Source organism: Chlorobium sp. N1, from assembly GCF_004332115.1.
Classification (GTDB): Bacteria; Bacteroidota; Chlorobiia; order Chlorobiales; family Chlorobiaceae; genus Chlorobium.
On the sequence record NZ_SJPA01000002.1, the window covers coordinates 193,580 to 214,103 of the forward strand.

Sequence of the window (20,524 nt, forward strand, 5' to 3'; positions counted from 1 at the left end):
TAATCGAACCCCGGGCTGCGGGACGGCAACCTCATACTAAATCTTCATTTAATCATACAATAATTAAGAATTGTAACATTATCCCGCCCGCCGTATATTATATGCTTTACTGCCGTACCGACCGTCGGCAGGGACCATGTCCGACATCCACCTGTTATATCATTTCCCTCAAGGGAATTACAGCAAATTTTCATCTGCCTGGAGGGGAGAGTCTATGCATAAAAATATTTCACGCCGCCAGTTCCTGAAAGTTGCCGGCGTCCTGGGAGGCATGTCCCTCCTGCGCCCCGTCTGGAGCCTCGGGCAGGCCGGAGCGAGCGGCGAGGACGGCACCGTCTCTGGCACCGTCATCTGGGTGCCGAGCATCTGCAACTTCTGTTCCTCGTTCTGCGACATCAAGGTCGCGACCAAGGAGATCGACGGCGTGAAGCGCGCCGTCAAGATCGAAGGCAACGCGGAGAGCCCCCTCAACCGCGGAAGGATCTGCGCGCGCGGCCAGGCCGGCCTCTACCAGACCTACGACCCCGACCGGCTGAAGCAGCCGCTCATCAGGGTGGAAGGCAGCAAACGCGGAGAGTGGAACTTCCGCGCCGCCACCTGGGAGGAGGCATACGCCCACATCATCGCAAAGCTCAAGAAGGTCAACCCCTGGGAGATCAGCCTGGTCGGCGGATGGACGGCCTGCGTCTCCTACATGCACTTCAGCCTCCCGTTCTGCCAGAGCCTCCAGATCCCCAACATCGTCGCCTCGCCGCTGCAGCACTGCGTGACGGCGGGCCATCTCGGCACCGACCTCGTCACCGGCAACTTCAACGTCCACGACGAGATCCTCGCCGACTTCGAGAACGCCCGCTACATCCTCTTCAGCCTCAACAACGCCTCCGTGGCGGCCATCTCTACGGCGCGCGCCGTCCGCTTCGGCCAGGCCAAGAAGAACGGCGCCAAAGTGGTCTGCCTCGACCCGCGCATGGGTGAACTGGCCGCGAAGGCCGACGAGTGGATCCCGGTCAAGCCCGGCACCGACCACGCGTTCTTCCTCGCGCTGCTGCACACGCTCCTGCGCGAAAAACTCTATGACGCCCCCTTCGTCACCAGGCACACCAACGCCCCCTTCCTCTCCTACATCGACGAGAAGGGCGCCGTGCAGCTCGCCGCGGACAGGGGCGAGGACGGCAACCCCTCCGCCTACTACGTCTTCGACCAGGTCAGCCAGGAGGTCCGCGCCGTCCCGGCATACACCAACACCAACGAGCGCGCCAAGTCCGGAGCCCGCATCCAGCCGGGCCTCACGGCACCCGAAGGGCTCACCTGGAACGGCCGTGCGGTCACGACGGTCTTCGACCGCTTCATCGCCGAGTCGGAACAGTACACCCCGGAATGGGCTTCGAAGATCACCGACATCCCGGCATCCACCATCAAGCGGATCGCCATTGAGTTCGGCCAGGCACGTCCCGCCATGGTCGATCCCGGCTGGATGGGCGCACGCTACCACCACCTCATCGGCCAGCGCCGCCTGCAGGCGATCATCCAGACACTCGTCGGCGGCATCGACCGTCCCGGCGGCTGGATGATGAACGGCGAGCTGCACCACAAGGCCGAAGCAGCCTGGCACAACATGCAGCACGGCAAGAGCGACAAGGATCTCCTTCCGGTCCAGCGCCCCGGCATGGGCTTCGCCTATGGCCTGCTCGACATCTTCGCCAACCCGAAGGCATGGGAGCACGGCATGCCGGCATTCTCGTTCGCCTGGGCCGAGGAGCAGGCGAAAGCCGGCAAGCAGTCCGCATTCCTGCCGGCCATGGCCGACACCGGCATGCTCGAGGCGGTGAAGGGCGAACTGAAGTACCACGGCCGCCCCTACAACCTCAAGGCGATCATCCTGAACGCCGCCAACCCGGTCCGCCACTACTTCCCCGCGAAGCGGTGGGAGGAGATGCTCTCGCACGAGAACCTCGACCTCGTCGTGGCCATCGACGTGCTGCCTTCGGACTCGACGCTCTACGCCGACGTCATCCTGCCGAACCACACCTACCTCGAGCGCAACGAGCCGCTGCTCTACCCGCTCGGGCCAAACACGGGACTCGGCTTCGCAACCCGCATCAGGGCCGTCGACCCGCTCTACGACACGCGCGACACCACCGACATCCTCTGCGCCATCGCAGAAGGGATGGGCAAGCTCGACTCCTACATCCAGGGCATCGCCGAATACGCGGGCCTCGACCCCGCCCTCCTGAAGCGTGAGATCGCCGCCGCAAAGAAGGCCAAGAAGCCGCTGAACGAGGCGTTCCTGAAAACCGCATACGTGGCCATGGGGCACTTCGCAGGGCACGTGACAGGCAAGCACATCAGCGCCGCCGAGGTCGAGAAGACCATCATGGACAAGGGACTGCTCATGCTGATGGACGACAAGGAGGTCGTCGAGAAGATGAACATGCCCGGCAAGATCCCCGTACCGACCTCCACCGGCCGGCTCGAGCTCTTCAGCCCGATCCTCTCCTCCTTCGGAGAGAAGGCGGGCCGCAAGCCGATCTTCGATCCCGTGCTCGGCTACGTGCCGCGGGTCGTCGGCGACAAGAACCCCGACCCCGTCCTCAGCCAGGACGAGTTCTATTTCACCTACGGCAAGGTGCCGGTGGTATCGCACGCCTCGACGAACAGCAACAACGCGGTGCTTGCCGCCGTGACGGAACCCAAGAAGGGCGCCTTCACCGGCCTCTGGATGAACCCCCTGAAAGCGAAGGCGCTGGGGCTCAGCGACGGCCAGGAGGTGGAGGTCACCAACCTCCGTTACGGACCGAAGGTGACGGCGACGCTCTTCGTCACCGAAATGATCCGGCCCGACACGGTCTTCCTGCCTTCCTCATACGGAAGCCGCAACAGGATGCTCTCGGTCGCGGCAGGAAAGGGAACGGCCCTCAACGAGCTCATGCCCTACAGCCTTGAGCCGATCGCGGCATCGTTCATGTCACAGGAATTTACGGTAAGCGTCACCGCCGTCAACAGCTAAATCGAGGAGTAAGCACCTATGGCGCGATATGGAATGGTAATGGACATGCGGACCTGCGTCGGCTGCCAGGCCTGCATGGCCGCATGCACGGCGGAGAACAAGACGCCGTTCTGGAACGGCAAGTTCCGCACGCATGTCGAAGACAAGACGCAGGGCACCTTCCCCGACGTGCGGCGGGTACTCCTGCCGCGGCTCTGCATGCACTGCGAAAACACCCCCTGCCTGTCGGCCTGCCCGACAGGCGCCACGTTCATGACCGAGGACGGCATCGTCAAGGTGAACTACGACCGCTGCATCGGCTGCTACGCCTGCTGCATCGCCTGTCCCTACGACGCACGCTATGCGTACGACCGTGAGGACGTCCACAAGGAGGAGGAGCTTTACGGGAAGTTCACCGCCCACGAGCAGCCGCATGTCGACAAATGCACGTTCTGCGACCACCGCCTCGAAGAAGGCATGGAGCCGGCCTGCTCGAGCACCTGCCCGACCCACAGCAGGATCTTCGGAGACCTCGACGACCCGAACAGCGAGGTGCACAAGCTGGCCACGAGCGGCCGGGCCCAGGCGCTGAGCCAGTCGCTCGGCACGTCCCCGAAAGTATTTTACATCCCATCATAGCCTAGGAGGAGGACCATTATGACTTTTGTTCATCAGGAGGTGTGGCACTGGCAGATCGCCACATACCTTTTCTTGGGCGGACTCGGCGGCGCCACGTTTGCCATCAGCGCCCTCATCCACCTCTTCGAGGGATGCGACCGCAAGATGCTCTCGATAGCGGTCATGTCCTCGATCGGGTTCCTCGTTCTCGGAACCGTTTTCCTGCTCGCCGACATGCTCCAGCCGCTGAAGGCGATCTACGCCCTCACCAATCCGCACTCGTGGATCTTCTGGGGCGTCATCTTCATCAACTTCTACTTCGTCTCGGCCATCGCCTACGTCATCCCGCTGCTCGAGGTCTGGCCGAAGCTCAACCCCTACATACAGAAGATCCCGGCCGGCATCCTCAACCTCCTCGAGCGCTTCAACAAGCTGGCAGCGCTGACCGGATCGGCGGCGGGCTTCCTCGTGGCGATCTACACGGGCCTGCTCATCTCGGCCGCTCCGGCCATCAGCTTCTGGAACACGCCGGCCCTGCCGCTGCTCTTCGTGATCTCCGGGTTCTCGACCGGTGCGGCCTTCCTGCTGCTGCTCTCGACCTTCTCGAAGAACGAGGAGTCCTGGAAGATCATCGCCAAGCTCGAGGAGCTCGACGCGATGCTCATCGTCACGGAGCTCATCATCCTCGGCGCCTACTTCAACTTCGCGCTCTTCCTGCCGACCGGCGCCCGCGAATCCGCCGAAGTGCTCTTCCACAGCCCGCTCTTCATCGTCGGCTTCTTCATCTTCGGACTCATCGTGCCGCTCGCCATCGAGACCTACGGCATCTTCTTCGCCAAACACGACAGGAAATCCGGGCACCTGCTGGTGCTCGCCAGCACCATGGTGCTCGTCGGCGGCTACCTGCTCCGCTACTACGTGCTCAAGGCCGGCCTCTTCCAGTTCCCCTGGTAAGGCGCGCCACCCGAACATCCGAACCAGCGAAGGCCCGTCATGCGAACAAGGAAGCATGACGGGCCTTCACACTAAACGCCAGAAACCATGACCGATCCCCTCCAGGCGGCGCTCCGCTACCGGTTCCTCAGCCGCTCGTTCGCCTATCCGAACGAGGCGTTCCTCCCCGAACTCAAGCAATGCCTCGGCGAACTGAAGGAGGCTCCGGAAAGTTTCAGGACGATGGTGGAGGCGTTCGAAAAGGAGGAGCGGGAACCGCTTCAGGGCGAGTACACCCGGCTCTTCCTCAACGGCTATCCCTCCACCCCCTGCGTCCCCTACGAATCGGTCTACCTCGAAAAACGCATGCTCGGGGACGCCTCCCTCGGCGTCGGAGCGGCCTACGGCGCATGGGATATGAGCGTGGAACCGGGAGTGCTCGACCACATCTCGACGGAATTCGAGTTCCTCGCCTTCCTCGCATCTGCGGAGTCGATGGGCGGAAAACTCGAAAAAGACGCCCGCGCCGCCAGGGAGGCTTTCATGCGGGAGCATCTCTGCCGCTGGATGCCGCGCCTTGCCGCAGACCTGGCAAAAGAGGCGAACATGGAACCCTACCGCCTGCTCGCCGAAGCGCTCCAAACGGTCCGCTGCCCCGCCTGAACGAAGGGACGGCTGCGCCCGGGCGTTTCACCCCCGATCAACGCCTGAGCGTCCGGAGAGCGGCCAGCAGCAGCCAGCACCAGTAGAGGGCAAGCATGAGGGTTTCGGCGAGGAACCATCGCGGTTCGATCGACCGGTCGATCGATGCGAACGGAGTCGTAAGGTCGATCCGGAGCAGCATCCCGATGGCGGCGAGCCCGGAGACGAGCGTGGCCAAGAGGTGGGAAGGGGAAGGGCGGACGGCCGTCGCCAGCAGGAAGGATGCCCAGCCGAAGGCGAGCAGCGAGATGATGCGGTCCTGGTAAGCAAGGGACGGCACGCTGAAGTAGACGAAAAGCCCGGGAACCTTCAGCCCGGCCGCATGGGCCAGAGAGACAAGCAGGAAATAGGCGGCTCCGACGAGGAGCGGCAGCCTGGCGGGGTGATTCTCCGGCACGGGCTGCACCTCAGGCGGTCTTCTCGTGATGGACGGCCTTGAGGATCTTCACGTTCAGGACGATGAAACGCCACGCCTGGTAGATGCGGCACCGCATCAGGAACTTCTGGAAGGATGTCGGCCTCATTGGTCGGTTCGGTTAGGGTTATTCCGGGATGAACTGCCAGCCTGTGCGGCCGCGGAACTTGTGCATGAAGGTGGTCTCGACCAGCTGCTTCAGCCAGGCCCCGCCGAGCCCCCGCTCCACCCTCGTGACGAACATGTCGCGCCCCTCCTTGTTGTCGTAGTGCTTGTGGTCAGGGACGACCGGATAGATGATCATGACGATGGCCGAACCGTTCCAGAGCGACTTGCCGTTCGATGCGATGCAGACGGTGAGCATCTCGGTCATCCGTTCGCGGTGCGTCATGCGGCCAGTGCGGATCATGTCCATCACGTTGAAGGCGACCACCCTGCCGGTCACCCCCGAAATCATGCCGGTGCGCGGAGCGCCGGCCGTGATCGCCGTGCCGTTTTTCGTCGTATGCGGCCGGGAGATGGGGCCGGGTGGCGCAAAGGCGATGCCGGCCGAGAAGATGTTGCCGTAGAGCGGGTGGTTGTACTGCGCCGGCCAGGCGTGCGGAGTCTGGCGGAGCTCCTCGTAATCGAGGCCGTAGATGCCGTCGGCGAGGACGAACCCGGCAGGGTTGCAAACCTTTTCCGAAATGTCCCGCCCCTCACGGTCGAAGAAGGGGAAGGTGACCCCCTTCGACTGGGGGATGAGCATGGCGAAGTCGTAGGGCGTCTCGCCGTAGTTGCCCTCGAAGTCCTCCCAGTAGATACTCTTTTCGTCGACCTCGTGCACGCCCCTGCGGACGGCCTTCCCGATGCCGAACTCGTCCATGGCGTCCTCGATCAGATCCCCGCCACGGGCGATGCGGCCGCCCTTCGTCACCACGTTGATGCCCCCCACCCCGAAATCCCCGATCTCGGGCTCGTTGGAAAGATAGACGAGGTCCGCCCGGTCTCGCAGGCCCCGCTGGGTGAGGTCGTGGTGGATGTTGGTGATGTACTCGAAGGCCGCCCCCTGGCAGGCCGCCGTCGGATGGCCGGTGCCGATGACGAGCCGGCGGTGCTCGCCGCGCTTCATGCGCTCCACCTGCTCGAGGTAGCTGTCGCGGGCCTGGATCGCCGTATCGAAATGGCAGATGGACTGGGTGTTGAGGCGGGGTCCGAGGCCGGGGGTGGCCCCGTAGTTCATGTGGGCGCCGGTAGCGATGATGAGGTAGTCGTAGTCGAGCCGTTCCGCCGCTGCGCCCGTCGCGCGCTCCACCATCACATGGTTCCCGTCGGGATGGACCGAGACCACCGAGCCGACGATGAAGCGCACATTGAATTTGTCATAAATCGGCTGTAACTTGAACACGGTGTTTTCAGGGCGCACCGCGCCGATGCCGAGCCAGACCCAGGAGGGGACGAACCCGAAATAGTCGAAGCGGTGGACGACACTGATCTCGTGCTCGCGGCCGAGGCCGTGGCCGAGGTACATGGCCGCGGTATGGCCCGCGAAACCCGCGCCGATGATGACGACTTTTGCCATTGGCGGATCCTCCCTCCGGTTCCAGGATGCGGTCGCCGGAAACGTCCCGGCTCCCTTTTCCTTAACGTACGACAAAAATGGGCATACGGCATAATTCCCCGTTGAAGCAGAGATGAAGCTGAAAGGACGCATCGTCGGAATCGACTACGGAACGAAACGCATCGGCATGGCCGTGACCGACCCGCTGCAGCTCTTCGCCAGCCCGGTCGGGACGTTCGGGCGCGAGGAGCTTTCACTGAAACTCCGCTCGCTCCTCGGCGGCGAACAGGTCGAATGCATCGTCGTCGGCAGCCCCGTCAGCCAGGACGGAAGCGGAAACGCCATGACGGAGGTCGTCGACCGGTTCGTCCTCGAGCTCAAAAAGGAGTTCCCGATGGTCCCGGTGGAGCGGATCGACGAGTCGAGCTCGTCGCGCGAGGCCTCGAGGATCCTTGCCGCCTCCGGAAAGAGCCGCAGGACGCGACAGCAGAAGGGCCGGCTCGACAGCGCCGCCGCCTGCGTGCTCCTCACCCGCTTCCTCGAGGAGCGCGGAAGATGAAGCGGGAGGCCGGCTTTTTTAGGCTGGCATTTCGGAACTGCATCTGTATCTTACCGTTACTGGCTCCAGGGCCTTTCGGGAGCCCTTTTTTTTACCTCCACACCACCCTTGAACCGCAATTCGATGCTTGAGATCTTCAAACAGACCGGCGCCCTGCTCGAAGGGCATTTCAAACTGACTTCCGGACGGCACAGCAACACCTACTTCCAGTGCGCCAAAGTGCTGCAGCACCCCGAGCACCTGACGGTGGTCTGCGGAGAGATCGCCGGCCATTTCAGCGGGGAAGCCGTCGACACGGTCATCTCGCCGGCCATCGGCGGCATCGTCGTCGGTACCGAGGTCGGCCGCCAGCTCGGGGTGAAGACCATCTTCGCAGAACGCAAGGAGGGGAAAATGACGATCCGCCGCGGCTTCTCGCTCGAGAAGGGGGAGCGGGTCCTCGTCGTCGAGGACGTGATCACGACCGGCGGTTCCGTCCGCGAAGTCATCGAGCAGGTGGAAGCGGCAGGGGCCGTTCCCGTCGGCGTCGCCTGCGTTGTCGACCGCAGCAACGGCAAAGTCCGCCTGCACGCGAACCAGTACGCCGTCCTCTCGATGGAGGTGGTGAGCTATGCGCCCGAGGAGTGCCCGCTCTGCCATGAAGGGGTGCCGATCGAAGCACCCGGAAGCCGTGCCAGCGCAGGAGGTCCCGCGGCATGAGCGGAAAAGCGCCCATAGGAAGCATCGCCTTCATCGGGCTCGGCCTGATCGGCATGTCGCTCCTCAGGGCCATGAAGAACGCGGCGGCCTCAAGAGAGCTGCCTATCGTCTTCAGCGGCTTCGATCCCGGATTCAGCCCCGCAGACCGGGAGGAGGCCCTCCGCCTCGGCCTCGACTGCTTCAGCGAAAATCGCCGTGAACTTTTCGGTACGGATCTCGTGGTGCTTGCCGCGCCGGTCGAGGCCAACATCTCGATGCTTGACGAAATCGCCCGCCTGGCCCCCCCGACGACGCTCGTCACCGACGTCTCGAGCACGAAAGGCCTCATCTCGGAGAAGGCCCGCCGGCTCGGTGTCCGCTTCATCGGCATGCACCCGATGGCCGGCAAGGAGCAGCAGGGGTTCCGCGAAAGCTCCGCCGACCTCTTCCGGGACCAGCCGATGATCCTCTGCGACAGCCGAGGCGAACTCGAAACCGAACGGGGGCGGCTCCTCACGGCGCTGCTCCGGGATGCCGGATGCCGCCTCTCCCGGATGGAGCCCGGCCTGCACGACCGGGTCGTGGCGAAGGTAAGCCACCTCCCGCAGCTGCTCTCCACGCTCCTCATGGCCCGCTCCGGCGGGGAGCTCCGCCATTCCGGCCCGGGGTTCGCCTCCTTCACCCGCCTGGCGGGAAGCCCCTGGGAAATCTGGCGAGACATCATCGCAACCAACAGCGGAAACATCTCGCAGGAGCTCGAAGGGTTCTCGCAGGAGCTCATGGAACTCTCGCGGGAGCTCCGCCAGGGGCGCCACGACACGCTCGAAACGCGATTCAACGAAGCAAACAGGCTCTACGGGGAGCTGAAGGAGATGCAGCGCCAATGAAATTCGGGATCGTCGTCAACGTCTCCAGGGACCGGGCGCTCGAGCTTGCCCGCATGCTCACCGAGTGGCTCGACAACCGGGGCATCGGCTACATCTTCGAGACCCTCTCGGCCGAGCGGATGGGAAGCCCGCTCTCGGCCCCCATCGAGGAGCTCAACACCCAGTGCGACGCCTTCATCTCGCTCGGCGGCGACGGCACCCTGCTCTTCACCTCGCAGCACTCGGTCACCAAGCCGGTCATCGGCGTCAACGTCGGGTACCTCGGCTTCCTCACCGAGTTCTCGCAGGAGGAGATGTTCGACGCCGTCCGGCAGGTGATCGAAGGAACCTACTCCATCCACACCCGCACGCAGCTCGAGGCCTCGGTGCCGGAAGCCGCTCCCGACGAACAGTTCCTCGCCCTCAACGACGTGGTCATCGAAAAGGGAACCTACCCGAGGATCCCCGCCTTCGTCATCAAGCTCGACGGCGAGCTGCTCAGCTCCTACCGGGCCGACGGCATCATCATCGCCACCTCGACCGGCTCGACGGCCTACTCGATGTCGGCCGGCGGCCCGGTCATCGCCCCGAAATCGAGCGTCTTCGTCATCACCCCGATCTGCCCGCACATGCTGACGGTCCGGCCCATCGTCATCAGCGACGACAAGGAGATCGAGATCTCGGTCGACGCTCCCGACGGCGAGTTCCCGCTCAACTGCGACGGCCACCTGCGCCGGATGCTCCGGCCGATGGAATCGGTGAGGGTAAGGAAGTCCAGCCGCCTCATCAACCTGGTGGCCAACGACAAACGAGACTACTGCGAAGTCCTGCGCACCAAGCTGCTCTGGGGCCGCGAACACAACCCGGGACTCTAGCCCCCGCCGTGCCGACCCCCTCCATCAGCCCGGCCTCGCTTGAGGCCATGCTCCCGATACCGGCCGGCACGCCGCTCACCGTCCCGGAGATGTGCCGCGGCCTCCGCCCCCTCTTCCATCCCGCACCGAACCTCTCCCCGCGCCTCAGGGAGTTCTGCCGCGGGCTGGAAAGCGCATTCCTGGAGCTCGGCATCCGGGTACTGGACCCGGAAGAGGCCGCGGGCCCCGACGGGCGGATCAGGGCGGGAACGGTCGTCCTCGCCCCCGGGCTCTTTGCAGACGAGCTCCTGGCGATCAACCGCGTCGAAACGCTCTACAACAACATCATCGTGGGGATCTACGACGAGCCGCCGCCGCTCGCGGGAAGCTCCGGCGCGCAGGAGCGGCTCGACGCCGTCGTGGGGAGGCTCGCCCGCGACATGGTGCACATCCTCATCTTCGTGACTGCAGGGTCCTGGACCGTCTGCACGATGAACGGCGGGGTGGCCGTCTTCGACACTCCCCGGCCGACCGCCCGGGACGTCGCCCGGACGCTCGTGCCGAAGCTGACGGCGCAGGTCGTCCCGCCAAGGGCGGAGGATTTCGAAGTCATGGAGGGGACGCTCGACACCGCCTCCCCCTTCTTCCTCGAGGCGGCCCGGGATTTCCGGGAGTGCGGCCGGCTCTGGGAGGAGAACCCGGTACTCCTCACCCACACCTCGACCGACGGCCTGGAGTACCGCAGCCCCTTCTACCGGCGCATCGTCCGGCGCTACCTCGACCGGCGCAGCGGCATGAGCTACGGGTTCTTCGCCCGCCAGCTTCCCGTGCACACCGAAGCGGCAACCCCCGTGGAGAAGGGAAGCGAAGGAGGGATGGATCCGGTATGGGCAGACGGGGAGCTCAGGGTCCCGGTGCGGGCTGCGGGAAGGGTGTTCATGGTGAAGGTTCCGCCGGTCCGGGTGCTGACCACCCGATCAGGGTGCCGGAAGACCCGGGTGGAAGCGGAGCGCGACCTGCTCGAAATCGGCATCAGGGCCGGGAAGCCCTACATCCGTACCCCGGCCGCGGCCGCGGAGGGCGCGGCGGTGCGCCCCTCGTTCGACACGCTGACGATCCTCGCCCATGCGCTCGGCAACACCATCGCGGCCGCAATCATCCGGGCCGTCAGCCCCGGAGCCCCCTTTCCCCGCCTCCTCGCCTCCAGCGGCGCCTCGATGACGCACTGGCACGACTACCCGCAGGAGGACGAACTGCCGGCGGGCTACTTCCTGCACGGAAGCGCCAACCCGCCGGTGTCCTGCTCGACGCCGCAGTCGGCGGCCTACAGCCTGCTCGGGAAAATCGATGCGCTGGAAACAGCGCTCGGAACGGAGAAAGAAGGCGGACGGGGCGCTTCGCTCTACCTGGGGGACGTGCACGTCGAACCCAACCACGGCACCAACATCGTCGGGGTGCTCTCGCTTGCCGAAACGGCCGGGATGCTCAACCCCGAAACAGCCGCAAGGAAAGGAGACTCCTCACCCCTCCCCGGCTGAAGGCTCGACCCAGGGCCACAGCCCGCGGGCCCCGAGAATCATCTCGACAACCTCGCGCACGCAGCCGCGGCCGCCCTCGAAGGCGGAGATGTAGCCGACGCGGTTGCGCAGCCAGTCGGCTCCGTTGATCGGCGTGACGGGCAGGCCGACCCGCTCGAGCACCGAGACCTCGCCGACGTCGTCGCCGATGCAGGCGCAGGCCTCGTCATCGAGGCCGTTGCCCTCCCTGAACGCCTCGTATGCGTCAAGGAACTCCCCGCCGCCGAGCCGGATGTCACGAACACCGAGCCCTTCGAGGAACGGGCGGTACCCTTCGGCCGGGCGCCCGGAAAAGACCGAGACGAGCAGGCCCTGGCGCACCGCCTCGCGGATGGCCACCGCGTCGCGGACGGAAACGGTGCAGAGCTCCTCACCGCGGGAGTCGAAGATGATGCGCCCGCCGTTGAGCACGCCGTCGATGGGGAAAATGAGGGCGCGGGTGGCCTTGAGTGCCTCGGTGATGCGCGAGGAGGGATCGGCGAGCGAAGGCTCCATCCCGAAATACTGGAATCCTGACAAGACGGTGGGATTTTAGGTTGAACGGAACGGCTGCACGCAGCGGTAGAGCTCGAGCAGCTGGCGGACGAGCGGCCGGAAAGCCTGGAGCGGCAACTGGGTCGCCGCGTCGGAAAGGGCGTGTTCGGGATCGGGATGCACTTCGAAGAAGAGTCCGTCGACTCCGGCGGCGACGGCGGCCCGGGCCATCGGGGCCACGTACTGGCGCTCCCCGCCCGAGACGCCGTTGCCCGCGCCCGGCAGCTGCAGGCTGTGGGTGGCGTCGTAGATCACCGGCCAGCCGGACTCGGCCATCTTGACGACGCCGCGGAAGTCCACGACGAGGTTGTTGTAGCCGAAGCTGGAGCCGCGCTCCGTCAGCATGATGCGGCGGTTGCCGGTCGCGGCGACCTTGGCGGCGGCGAGCGCCATGTCCTGCGGGGCCATGAACTGCCCCTTCTTGATGTTGACCGCGAGTCCGGTGTCGCCGGCCGCCTGGAGCAGTTCGGTCTGGCGAGAGAGGAACGCGGGGATCTGGAGCACGTCGACGTATCGTGCCGCAAGCTCGACGTCGCGGGTCTCGTGCACGTCGGTGAGGACCGGCATCCCGTAGGTGTCGCCGATCTCGCGGAGCACCTCGAGCGCGGCCTCGTCGCCGATGCCGGTGAACGAACTGCCCGACGAGCGGTTCGCCTTGCGGTAGGAGCCCTTGAAGATGAATCCCACGCCGAGCTCGCGGCCGATCGACTGCAGCTCTTCGGCGACGGCGACGGCCATCGCGCGGTTTTCTATGACGCAGGGGCCGGCGATGAGAAGCGGAGCCTCCCGGTCGGGAACGGCCGTCTTGCCGATGGAGAACGATTGCATCACACGAGCGGTTAAGATGAGTGAGTGGCGCCGGATGGCGGATGTTCATTTGGCGATTGTAAGTGTGCCGCCATAAGCGTTAAATTTACAACAATATTCTCTTATTCTAGAGCCCGCAATCAAACGCATCGACCATGGGAATCACCGACACGAAGCAGCGGCTGCAGGAGATCGAAAAGCAGCTGGCAGACCTGAGGGAAGAACAGCAGAGCATCAAGGCCCGCTGGGACAGCGAGAAGGAGCTGATCGGCCGCTCCCGCGAGCTGAAGTCAGAGATCGAGCAGCTCAAGGTGGAGGCCGAGGAGTACGAACGGCAGGGAGACTACGGCAAGGTCGCCGAGATCCGCCACGGCCGCATCAAGGAGATCGAGAAGGAGATCGAGAGCAACCGCCAGAAGATCGACGAGAAGCAGTCGTCGGGCGAGCTCATCATGAAGGAGGAGATCGACGCCGAGGACATCGCATCCATCGTGGCGAAGTGGACCGGCATCCCGGTCAGCAAGATGCTCCAGTCGGAACGCCAGAAACTGCTTCATATCGAGAGCGAGCTGCATGAACGGGTGATCGGCCAGGACGACGCCGTACGGGCGGTCAGCGAAGCCGTCAAGCGATCGAGGGCCGGCATGGGCGACGAGAAACGCCCCATCGGCTCCTTCATCTTCCTCGGCCCCACCGGCGTCGGCAAGACCGAGCTCGCCCGGACCCTGGCCGACTACCTCTTCGACGACGAGGAAGCCATGATCCGCATCGACATGAGCGAGTACATGGAGTCGCACACCGTCAGCCGACTCGTCGGAGCGCCTCCCGGCTACGTGGGCTACGAGGAGGGCGGGCAGCTGACCGAAGCCGTCCGGCGCAAGCCCTTTTCGGTCGTGCTGCTCGACGAGATCGAAAAAGCGCACCCCGACGTCTTCAACATCCTGCTCCAGATCCTCGACGACGGACGCCTGACCGACAGCAAGGGCCACACGGTGAACTTCAAGAACACCATCATCATCATGACGAGCAACATCGGCGCCCAGCTGATCCAGTCCGAGATGGAGAAGATCGACGGCAAGCCGCAGGAGGAGGTGCTCGACAGCCTCAAGGAACAGCTCTTCTCGCTGCTCAAGCAGCAGGTGCGCCCGGAGTTCCTCAACCGCATCGACGAGGTGATCCTCTTCCGGCCGCTCACGAGGGAGGATTTGAAATCGATCGTCATGATCCAGTTCGAAAACATCCAAAGGACCGCCCTGCGCCAGCACATCACGATCTCCATCACCGACGAGGCGCTCGGCATGCTCTCCGAAGCGGGATTCGACCCGGCCTTCGGCGCCCGGCCCCTCAAGCGGGTCATGCAGCGGAAGATCACCAACCGCCTCTCGGAGCTCATCCTCTCCGGAGAGGTCTCGGAAGGCGACAGCGTCGCAATCACCCTCCAGGACGGCGAGCTGGCCTTCAGGGCGACGAAGGCGGCATGAAGGGGCGAACGCTCCCCTTCGTGCTCGCGGCCGCGGCACTCTCCCTGCAGCCGCCCGCCCCGGCCGAAGCGGCCTCGCAGCCCGACAGCCTCCGCCTGAAGATCGGCCAGATGCTGATGGTGGGCTTCAGGGGCACAACGCTCGAGGATGCGCCGGACGTCCGGCGCGCCATCAAACACCAGAAGATCGGCGGCGTCGTACTCTTCGACTACGACGTGCCCTCCCGCACCCCGCTCCGCAACATCACCTCGCCGGAGCAGCTCCGGCGGCTCTCCGGCGACCTGCAGGAGCGTTCCGACACGCCGCTCTTCATCGCCATCGACCAGGAGGGGGGCCGGGTAGCCCGGCTGAAGCCCGCCCGCGGGTTCCCCCCGAGCCCGAGCGCCCGGAGCCTCGGACTCCTCAATGACGCCGACAGCACCCGGAAGGCGGCGCTCACGACAGCCCGGACGCTGAGGGATGCAGGCATCACCATGGACCTCGCGCCGGTCGTCGACCTCGACACCAACCCCCTGAACCCGGTCATCGGAAAGCTCGAACGCAGCTACTCCGCCGATCCCGCAATCGTCAGGCGCCAGGCCACCGCCGTCGTCCGGGCGTTCGATTCGGAGGGAATCGTCCCCGTCCTCAAGCATTTCCCCGGCCACGGCAGCTCCAGGGCCGACAGCCACCTCGGTTTCACCGACGTGTCGGAAAGCTGGCGGAAGATCGAACTCGAACCCTACCGCCGGCTCTTCCGGGAAGGGTACCCCGGCGCCGTCATGACCGCACACGTCTTCAACCGCCGCCTCGACCCGAAGTATCCGGCCACACTCTCCCGCGCGACCCTCCAGGGGCTGCTCCGCGGTGAGCTCGGCTTCAGGGGGGTGGTACTCAGCGACGACATGCAGATGAAGGCGATCGCCGACAGCTACGGCCTCGAAGAGGCCCTGCGGCTTGCGATCGAAGCGGGGGTCGACGTCCTCGTCTTCGCCAACAACACCACCGCCTACGACCCGAAGATCGCCGAAAAAGCCGCCCGACTCATCCGCCGGATGGTGGAGCAGGGCTCGATTCCGGCCGACCGCATCGACGAATCCTACCGGCGCATCATGGCGCTGAAAACTTCCGCAACAGAACCCTCACGATGAAGACTCTCTACCTCGTCCGACACGCAAAAGCAGGCTGGGGGGCAGAGGCCTCCTCGGATTTCGAGCGCACCCTCACCGATCGCGGCATGAAGGACGCCCCCGCGATGGCGCGCCTCGTCCTCGAGCGGGACGGCCGGCCGGACCTCATCGTCTCAAGCCCCGCCGTGCGGGCGCTCACCACCGCCGAAGCGTTCGCCGGGGTGCTGCAGATCCCCGCATTCTCGATCGTGCGGCGCATGGAGATCTATGAACGCGGAGCGCAGGAGCTGCTCGGAATCTTGAGGGAGCTGCCCGACGAGGCGGAAAGCGTGATGCTGTTCGGCCACAATCCGGTCATCTCGGAGCTTGCCGGCCTGCTCGGCGGCAGGGGCGCCGAATCGATGGAGACCTGCAGCGTGGTGCGCCTGGACCTTCCGATCGCAGCGTGGCGCGATGCCGCCCCAGGCTCGGGCACGAGGGCGTGGCATGAACACCCCGAAAAGAAGCACGGACACTGAACCTCCGCAACGGGGGCACGAAAGAAATACGTGCAGAAGGAAATGGACTGCGCAGGAAAGAGGGCTCAGTCGCGCTCGGGCTTCGGCTCGCGCGTCATGAGGTCGAGAATCGCCTGCTCGACGGGCTTCCGCTCGAAAAGCATCTCGTAGACCGCCTGCGTGATGGGCATCTCGACATCGAGCTTCCGGCTGAGCTCATAGACCGCCTTCGAACTCAGGACCCCTTCGGCGATCATGTCCATATGGGTGATGATGTCGTCGAGCGTGCGGCCGCGGCCGATCTCCTGGCCGACGAAGCGGTTGCGGCTGTGGCGGCTGAGGCAGGTGACCACCAGGTCGCCGATCCCCGAAAGCCCCGAAATGGTCATCGGATCGCCCCCGAGCCGGAGGGCGAGGCGGGAGATCTCGGCCATGCCGCGGGTGATGATGGCCGCCTTGGCGTTGTCGCCGAACCCGATCCCGTCGGAGATGCCGGCGGCGATGGCGATGATGTTCTTGACCGAACCGGCGATCTCGACGCCAACGATGTCGGTGTTGACGTAGACCCGGAACATGCTGGTGTGGAACGCCTCCTGCACCGCCTCGGCGGTCTCCATCGAGGGGGATGAGGCCACGACCGTCGTGGGCTGCTCCTGCGCCACCTCCTCGGCATGGCTCGGCCCGTAGAGCGCTGCGACACGCCCCGGTTCCAGCCCCCCGAGCTCCTCGAGCAGCACCTCCGACATCCGCTTTCCCGTACCGACCTCGATTCCCTTGGCCACGTTGACGACGATCTTTCCGTCAAGCGGAACGCCGCTGAAGGCGCGGGCGGTCTCGCGCAGTGCCTGGGAAGGGACGGCGGTGACGATCATCGGGGCCCGGCCGACGCATGCGCCGAGATCGGCTTCGATCAGGAGCGGGTCGGGAAACGGGGTCCCCTTGAGATAGCGGACGTTCTCCCGCTCCCTGGCGAGGGTTGCGGCGAACTCGGGACGGTGTGCCCAGAGCCGCACCCGGTGCCCCTTTCGGGCAAGCAGGACGGCGAGCGTCGTCCCCCAGCTTCCGGCACCCAGTACGGCGACATCCATCACGAGCGCGCCCCCGTCAGGAGCGCTTTCCGAAGGATATGCGGTTCTCGGTGCCCGAAATCAGGCGCCGGATGTTCGCGCGGTGGGTGTAGAGGATGGCCATGGCGATGACGAGCCCGAAGATGATCAGGTTGAAATCGAGGCTGTCATGGAAGGAGAACGGCTTGTCGATGAAGTAGTCGAGGCCGCTGCCCAGCTCGAAAACGTACTTGCGGATGGCGATGATGAGGGGAAAGGCGATGGCGGCGAGCATCGAGGCCACCGAGACGTAGCGCGAGAGCCAGACCGTGAGCAGGAAGATGCCGATGACGATGAGCATGGTGACCGGAGCGATGCCGATAAGCATGCCGGCGGCGGTGCTGACCCCCTTGCCGCCCTTGAAGCCGGCAAAGACGGTGAAGACGTGGCCGACGACGGCCGCCAGGCCGGCAAGCAGACGAAGGGCGACCTCGTTCATCTCGGGATAGGCGCCGATCGGGTGCATGCGGAAGAAGGCCACCACGCTGACGGCCGCCAGGACCCCCTTGAGGATGTCGATGAGGGTGACCGAGAGGCCGGCCTTCCAGCCGAGCACCCTGAAGGCGTTGGTGCCGCCGGCGTTGCCGCTGCCGTGCTGGCGGATGTCGATTCCCCTAAGCAGGCGTCCCGCCATGATGCTGGTGGGAATGGAGCCGATGATGTAGCTCACCGCCAGAATAGCCAGTAGTGTCGTCATATCTCTTTACGGATTTACTTACCGAAGAAACGCTGCAGCGGCCGGCCGCGCCTCAGGCAGTCGCCACTGAACCTATAATGTACGCATTTTCACCCTGGGATTTCAAGTCGGCCATGATCCGCCCGACCGACCCCTCGCTGACGATCATGACGAGGCCGATGCCGAGGTTGAAGGTCCGGCGCATATCCTCCTCCGGAACATCCCCCTCCCGGCGGATGATCTCGAAGATCGGAAGCTCCGGCCAGGCATCCCACTGCACGTCGAGGCGCAGGCCGTCGGGCACGATGCGCATGGTGTTGCCCATGAGGCCGCCGCCGGTGATGTGGGAGAGGCCGCGCAGGTCGGGGGAGCCGAAGAACGGCTCGATCACGCGGAGGTACGAGCGGTGGACCTTGAGGAGTTCCTCGCCGACCGTGCCGTCGAGCTCCCCGAAGCGCTCCTGCATGCGGCCCTCGAACACTTTGCGGGCGAGGGAGTAGCCGTTGGTATGGAGGCCGGTGGAGGGAAGGCCGATCATGACGTCGCCGGCCTGTATCGCGCTGCCGTTGACGATCTTCGGGTGGTCTACCACGCCGACGACCGTGCCGGCCAGGTCGAAGTCGTCGCCGTGGTAGACGCCGGGCATCTCGGCGGTTTCGCCGCCGATGAGCGCGCAGCCGTTCTGGCGGCAGGCTTCGACCATGCCGGTAACGACCGAGGCGGCATCCTCGGGAACGAGCTTGCCGCAGGCGTAGTAGTCGAGGAAGAAGAGGGGCCTGGCGCCGCAGACGAGGATGTCGTTGACGCAGTGGTTGACGAGGCAGGAGCCGACGGTGTCGAACCGGCCGAGCTCCACGGCGATCTTCAGTTTCGTGCCGACGCCGTCGATGCTGCTGACCAGCACCGGCCGCTCATACCCCTTGAAATCGGCCTCGAAAAAACCGCCGAAAGCACCGATATCGGTCATGACCCTCGGCGTGAAGGTCTGGCGGACGTTTGACTTGATCAGGCGGACGAACTCCTCGCCGGCACCGATGTCGACTCCTGCTTTCCTGTAATCCATGTCGCTGCGATGTTTTGTTTCGTTCAGGGCTTCCCTGCGGGAACCTCAAAAATACCTGCGGCGTCCTCACCCGAGAAGAACTCCCGGTGGAGGCCGTTGACGGCGGTCGGCACATCCTGCTCGCCGACGACGAAGCCGACGTTGATCTCGGAGGCGCCCTGGGAGATCATGCGGAGATTCACTCCGGCAAGCGCGCCGAAAATCCTTCCGGCGACGCCTTTCGACATGCGGAGGTTGTCGCCGACCACGCTGACGGTGGCCACGCCGTGTTCGATGTCCACCTGGCCGAACTCACCGAGCTCACCGAGCAGCTCCTCGCTGAAAGGAGCATCCTCGACCGTCACCGACACGGAGACCTCGCTCGTCGAGATCATCTCGACCGAGAGGCGGTAGCGGGCGAAGACGTCGAAGAGTTCGTTCATGAATCCCGGCCGGCCGAGCATCCGGTTGGAGCGGACGTTGATGATGGACTGGCCCTTCTTCACGGCGATCGACTTGACGAGTCCGCCGTAGCTCATCCCCGAGAGCCGCTCCGGATCGTTGGTGATGAGGGTGCCCTTGGCGTCGGGGTGCCAGGTGTTGAGCACCAGGACGGGGATGTTCTTCTCCACGGCCGGTGCGATGGTGTCGGGATGGAGCACCTTCGCGCCGAGATAGGCGAGCTCGGCCGCCTCCGAGAAGGTCATCACCCGGATGCTGCGCGCATCCGGCACGACCCGCGGATCGCAGGTCATGACGCCGTCGACGTCGGTCCAGATCTGTATCTGCGAGCTGTGGAGCCAGGCGCCGAAAAGGGCCGCCGAGAGGTCCGAGCCGCCGCGGCCGAGCGTGGTGGTCCGGCCGTCCTCGGTGGCCCCGATGTAGCCCTGGGTGACGACGGTCGTGCCCGCCTCGAGGAGGGGGCGGATGACGGCGTCGGTATTGGCCTTGCAGCGGCTGATGACGGGGCGGGCGAAGCCGAAACGCTCGTCGGTGATCATGACCTTGCGCACGTCGACCCACTCCGCCCGGTGGCCGAGGGCCTGCATGGCGGCGGCGAAGACGGTCGTCGAGAGCAGTTCGCCGAACGAGCAGAACATGTCGCGGGAGCGCTCGGTGAGCTCACCGACGATCTCGACGCCCTTGACGAGCAGCTCGAGCCGTCCGAGCAGCTCCTCGATCCGGAGGGTGACCGCCTCGCGGCCGGCACCTTCGGGAACCAGCTCCCCGACGAGCCCGAGATGATGGCGGCGCACCTCCCCGACCAGCTCAAGAGCCTCCTCGAGGGAGCCCCGGCCGGAAGCGTCGGCGATCTTCAGTAAGGTATTGGTAATCCCGCTGCAGGCGCTCAGCACCACGAGCGGCGCCCCCTCGCCCGCCTGGCGGACAACGATCGAAATGGCCTGCTGCATGGCCCGGGCGGTCCCGACCGAGGTGCCGCCGAATTTCATCACAGCCATAGGAAATCTCTTGGAATGTTTTGCGGTTGCCGTTCCTCGGCAAATATAGCTTAAAAATGAGAAAAACACCTTTGAGGAGAGAAA

At 65.0% G+C, this 20,524-nt stretch carries 20 protein-coding genes; 12 read left to right on the top strand and 8 right to left on the bottom strand.

The window, feature by feature from the left end:
• Window positions 1-214: 214 nt before the first annotated feature.
• From E0L29_RS04290 to E0L29_RS04305, 4 genes are all read left to right on the top strand, one after another.
• Window positions 215-3,007: a molybdopterin-dependent oxidoreductase gene (locus tag E0L29_RS04290; RefSeq protein WP_131355206.1), complete on the top strand. Its 2,793-nt coding sequence runs from the start codon at window positions 215-217 to the stop codon at window positions 3,005-3,007.
• An 18-nt stretch (window positions 3,008-3,025) separates the two neighbouring features.
• A complete protein-coding gene (locus E0L29_RS04295) occupies window positions 3,026-3,625 on the top strand; it encodes a 4Fe-4S dicluster domain-containing protein (RefSeq protein ID WP_131355209.1) in 600 nt (199 codons plus the stop codon).
• Window positions 3,626-3,643: 18 nt separating this feature from the next.
• Window positions 3,644-4,558, top strand: coding sequence for an NrfD/PsrC family molybdoenzyme membrane anchor subunit (nrfD, locus tag E0L29_RS04300; protein WP_131355212.1), 915 nt, complete (start codon window positions 3,644-3,646; stop codon window positions 4,556-4,558).
• 87 nt (window positions 4,559-4,645) lie between these two features.
• The gene (locus E0L29_RS04305; RefSeq protein WP_131355215.1) at window positions 4,646-5,200 is read left to right on the top strand and encodes a molecular chaperone TorD family protein; all 555 of its coding nucleotides are present in this window, start codon (window positions 4,646-4,648) and stop codon (window positions 5,198-5,200) included.
• A 37-nt stretch (window positions 5,201-5,237) separates the two neighbouring features.
• Here E0L29_RS04305 and E0L29_RS04310 read toward each other — a convergent pair whose 3' ends face one another.
• Window positions 5,238-5,636: a hypothetical protein gene (locus E0L29_RS04310; RefSeq protein ID WP_131355218.1), complete on the bottom strand. Its 399-nt coding sequence runs from the start codon at window positions 5,634-5,636 to the stop codon at window positions 5,238-5,240.
• 145 nt (window positions 5,637-5,781) lie between these two features.
• Complete coding sequence (locus E0L29_RS04315; RefSeq protein WP_131355221.1) at window positions 5,782-7,215, bottom strand: FAD-dependent oxidoreductase; 1,434 nt, start codon at window positions 7,213-7,215, stop codon at window positions 5,782-5,784.
• A gap of 112 nt (window positions 7,216-7,327) precedes the next feature.
• Here E0L29_RS04315 and ruvX point away from each other — a divergent pair, with 112 nt between their 5' ends.
• The 5 genes from ruvX to E0L29_RS04340 all read left to right on the top strand — a co-directional run bounded on the left by ruvX (window position 7,328) and on the right by E0L29_RS04340 (window position 11,689).
• Window positions 7,328-7,753: a Holliday junction resolvase RuvX gene (gene ruvX, locus E0L29_RS04320; protein ID WP_131355224.1), complete on the top strand. Its 426-nt coding sequence runs from the start codon at window positions 7,328-7,330 to the stop codon at window positions 7,751-7,753.
• 123 nt (window positions 7,754-7,876) lie between these two features.
• On the top strand, window positions 7,877-8,452 hold the full coding sequence (gene pyrE, locus E0L29_RS04325) for an orotate phosphoribosyltransferase (RefSeq protein WP_131355227.1): 576 nt from the start codon (window positions 7,877-7,879) through the stop codon (window positions 8,450-8,452).
• Window positions 8,449-9,318 (top strand): prephenate dehydrogenase/arogenate dehydrogenase family protein, encoded by an 870-nt coding sequence (locus tag E0L29_RS04330; RefSeq protein WP_131355230.1) that lies wholly within the window; start codon window positions 8,449-8,451, stop codon window positions 9,316-9,318. Before pyrE ends, E0L29_RS04330 begins: the two co-directional genes overlap by 4 nt.
• A complete protein-coding gene (locus E0L29_RS04335) occupies window positions 9,315-10,172 on the top strand; it encodes an NAD(+)/NADH kinase (protein WP_131355233.1) in 858 nt (285 codons plus the stop codon). The genes E0L29_RS04330 and E0L29_RS04335 overlap by 4 nt, the downstream gene beginning before the upstream one ends.
• A gap of 8 nt (window positions 10,173-10,180) precedes the next feature.
• On the top strand, window positions 10,181-11,689 hold the full coding sequence (locus tag E0L29_RS04340; protein ID WP_347564577.1) for a hypothetical protein: 1,509 nt from the start codon (window positions 10,181-10,183) through the stop codon (window positions 11,687-11,689).
• Here E0L29_RS04340 and E0L29_RS04345 read toward each other — a convergent pair.
• Both E0L29_RS04345 and kdsA read right to left on the bottom strand, forming a co-directional pair.
• Window positions 11,672-12,223 carry a 3-deoxy-D-manno-octulosonate 8-phosphate phosphatase gene (locus tag E0L29_RS04345; RefSeq protein ID WP_131355778.1) on the bottom strand — a complete coding sequence of 184 codons (552 nt, stop codon included), beginning with the start codon at window positions 12,221-12,223 and terminating at the stop codon, window positions 11,672-11,674. The genes E0L29_RS04340 and E0L29_RS04345 overlap by 18 nt on opposite strands.
• A gap of 36 nt (window positions 12,224-12,259) precedes the next feature.
• Entirely contained in the window at window positions 12,260-13,090 is an 831-nt protein-coding gene (kdsA, locus tag E0L29_RS04350; RefSeq protein WP_131355237.1) for a 3-deoxy-8-phosphooctulonate synthase, read from the bottom strand.
• 134 nt (window positions 13,091-13,224) lie between these two features.
• Between kdsA and E0L29_RS04355 the strand changes: the two genes are divergently transcribed.
• From E0L29_RS04355 to E0L29_RS04365, 3 genes are read left to right on the top strand one after another with little or no spacing between them, the layout of a single operon-like run.
• Window positions 13,225-14,550 (top strand): AAA family ATPase, encoded by a 1,326-nt coding sequence (locus E0L29_RS04355; RefSeq protein ID WP_131355240.1) that lies wholly within the window; start codon window positions 13,225-13,227, stop codon window positions 14,548-14,550.
• The gene (locus E0L29_RS04360; RefSeq protein WP_131355243.1) at window positions 14,547-15,680 is read left to right on the top strand and encodes a glycoside hydrolase family 3 protein; all 1,134 of its coding nucleotides are present in this window, start codon (window positions 14,547-14,549) and stop codon (window positions 15,678-15,680) included. The genes E0L29_RS04355 and E0L29_RS04360 overlap by 4 nt, the downstream gene beginning before the upstream one ends.
• Entirely contained in the window at window positions 15,677-16,177 is a 501-nt protein-coding gene (locus E0L29_RS04365; RefSeq protein WP_131355247.1) for a histidine phosphatase family protein, read from the top strand. The genes E0L29_RS04360 and E0L29_RS04365 overlap by 4 nt, the downstream gene beginning before the upstream one ends.
• A 65-nt stretch (window positions 16,178-16,242) precedes the next feature.
• On the opposite strand, the gene E0L29_RS04370 is transcribed toward E0L29_RS04365, so the two are convergent.
• From E0L29_RS04370 to lysC, 4 genes are read right to left on the bottom strand one after another with little or no spacing between them, the layout of a single operon-like run.
• Window positions 16,243-17,244 carry an NAD(P)H-dependent glycerol-3-phosphate dehydrogenase gene (locus E0L29_RS04370; RefSeq protein ID WP_131355250.1) on the bottom strand — a complete coding sequence of 334 codons (1,002 nt, stop codon included), beginning with the start codon at window positions 17,242-17,244 and terminating at the stop codon, window positions 16,243-16,245.
• Between the two features lie 16 nt (window positions 17,245-17,260).
• Window positions 17,261-17,959 (bottom strand): glycerol-3-phosphate 1-O-acyltransferase PlsY, encoded by a 699-nt coding sequence (gene plsY / locus E0L29_RS04375; protein WP_131355253.1) that lies wholly within the window; start codon window positions 17,957-17,959, stop codon window positions 17,261-17,263.
• Between the two features lie 52 nt (window positions 17,960-18,011).
• The gene (gene purM / locus E0L29_RS04380) at window positions 18,012-19,001 is read right to left on the bottom strand and encodes a phosphoribosylformylglycinamidine cyclo-ligase (RefSeq protein WP_131355256.1); all 990 of its coding nucleotides are present in this window, start codon (window positions 18,999-19,001) and stop codon (window positions 18,012-18,014) included.
• Window positions 19,002-19,024: 23 nt separating this feature from the next.
• Window positions 19,025-20,440, bottom strand: a complete 1,416-nt coding sequence (gene lysC, locus E0L29_RS04385; RefSeq protein WP_131355259.1) for a lysine-sensitive aspartokinase 3 — start codon at window positions 20,438-20,440, stop codon at window positions 19,025-19,027.
• Between the last annotated feature and the right edge of the window lie 84 nt (window positions 20,441-20,524).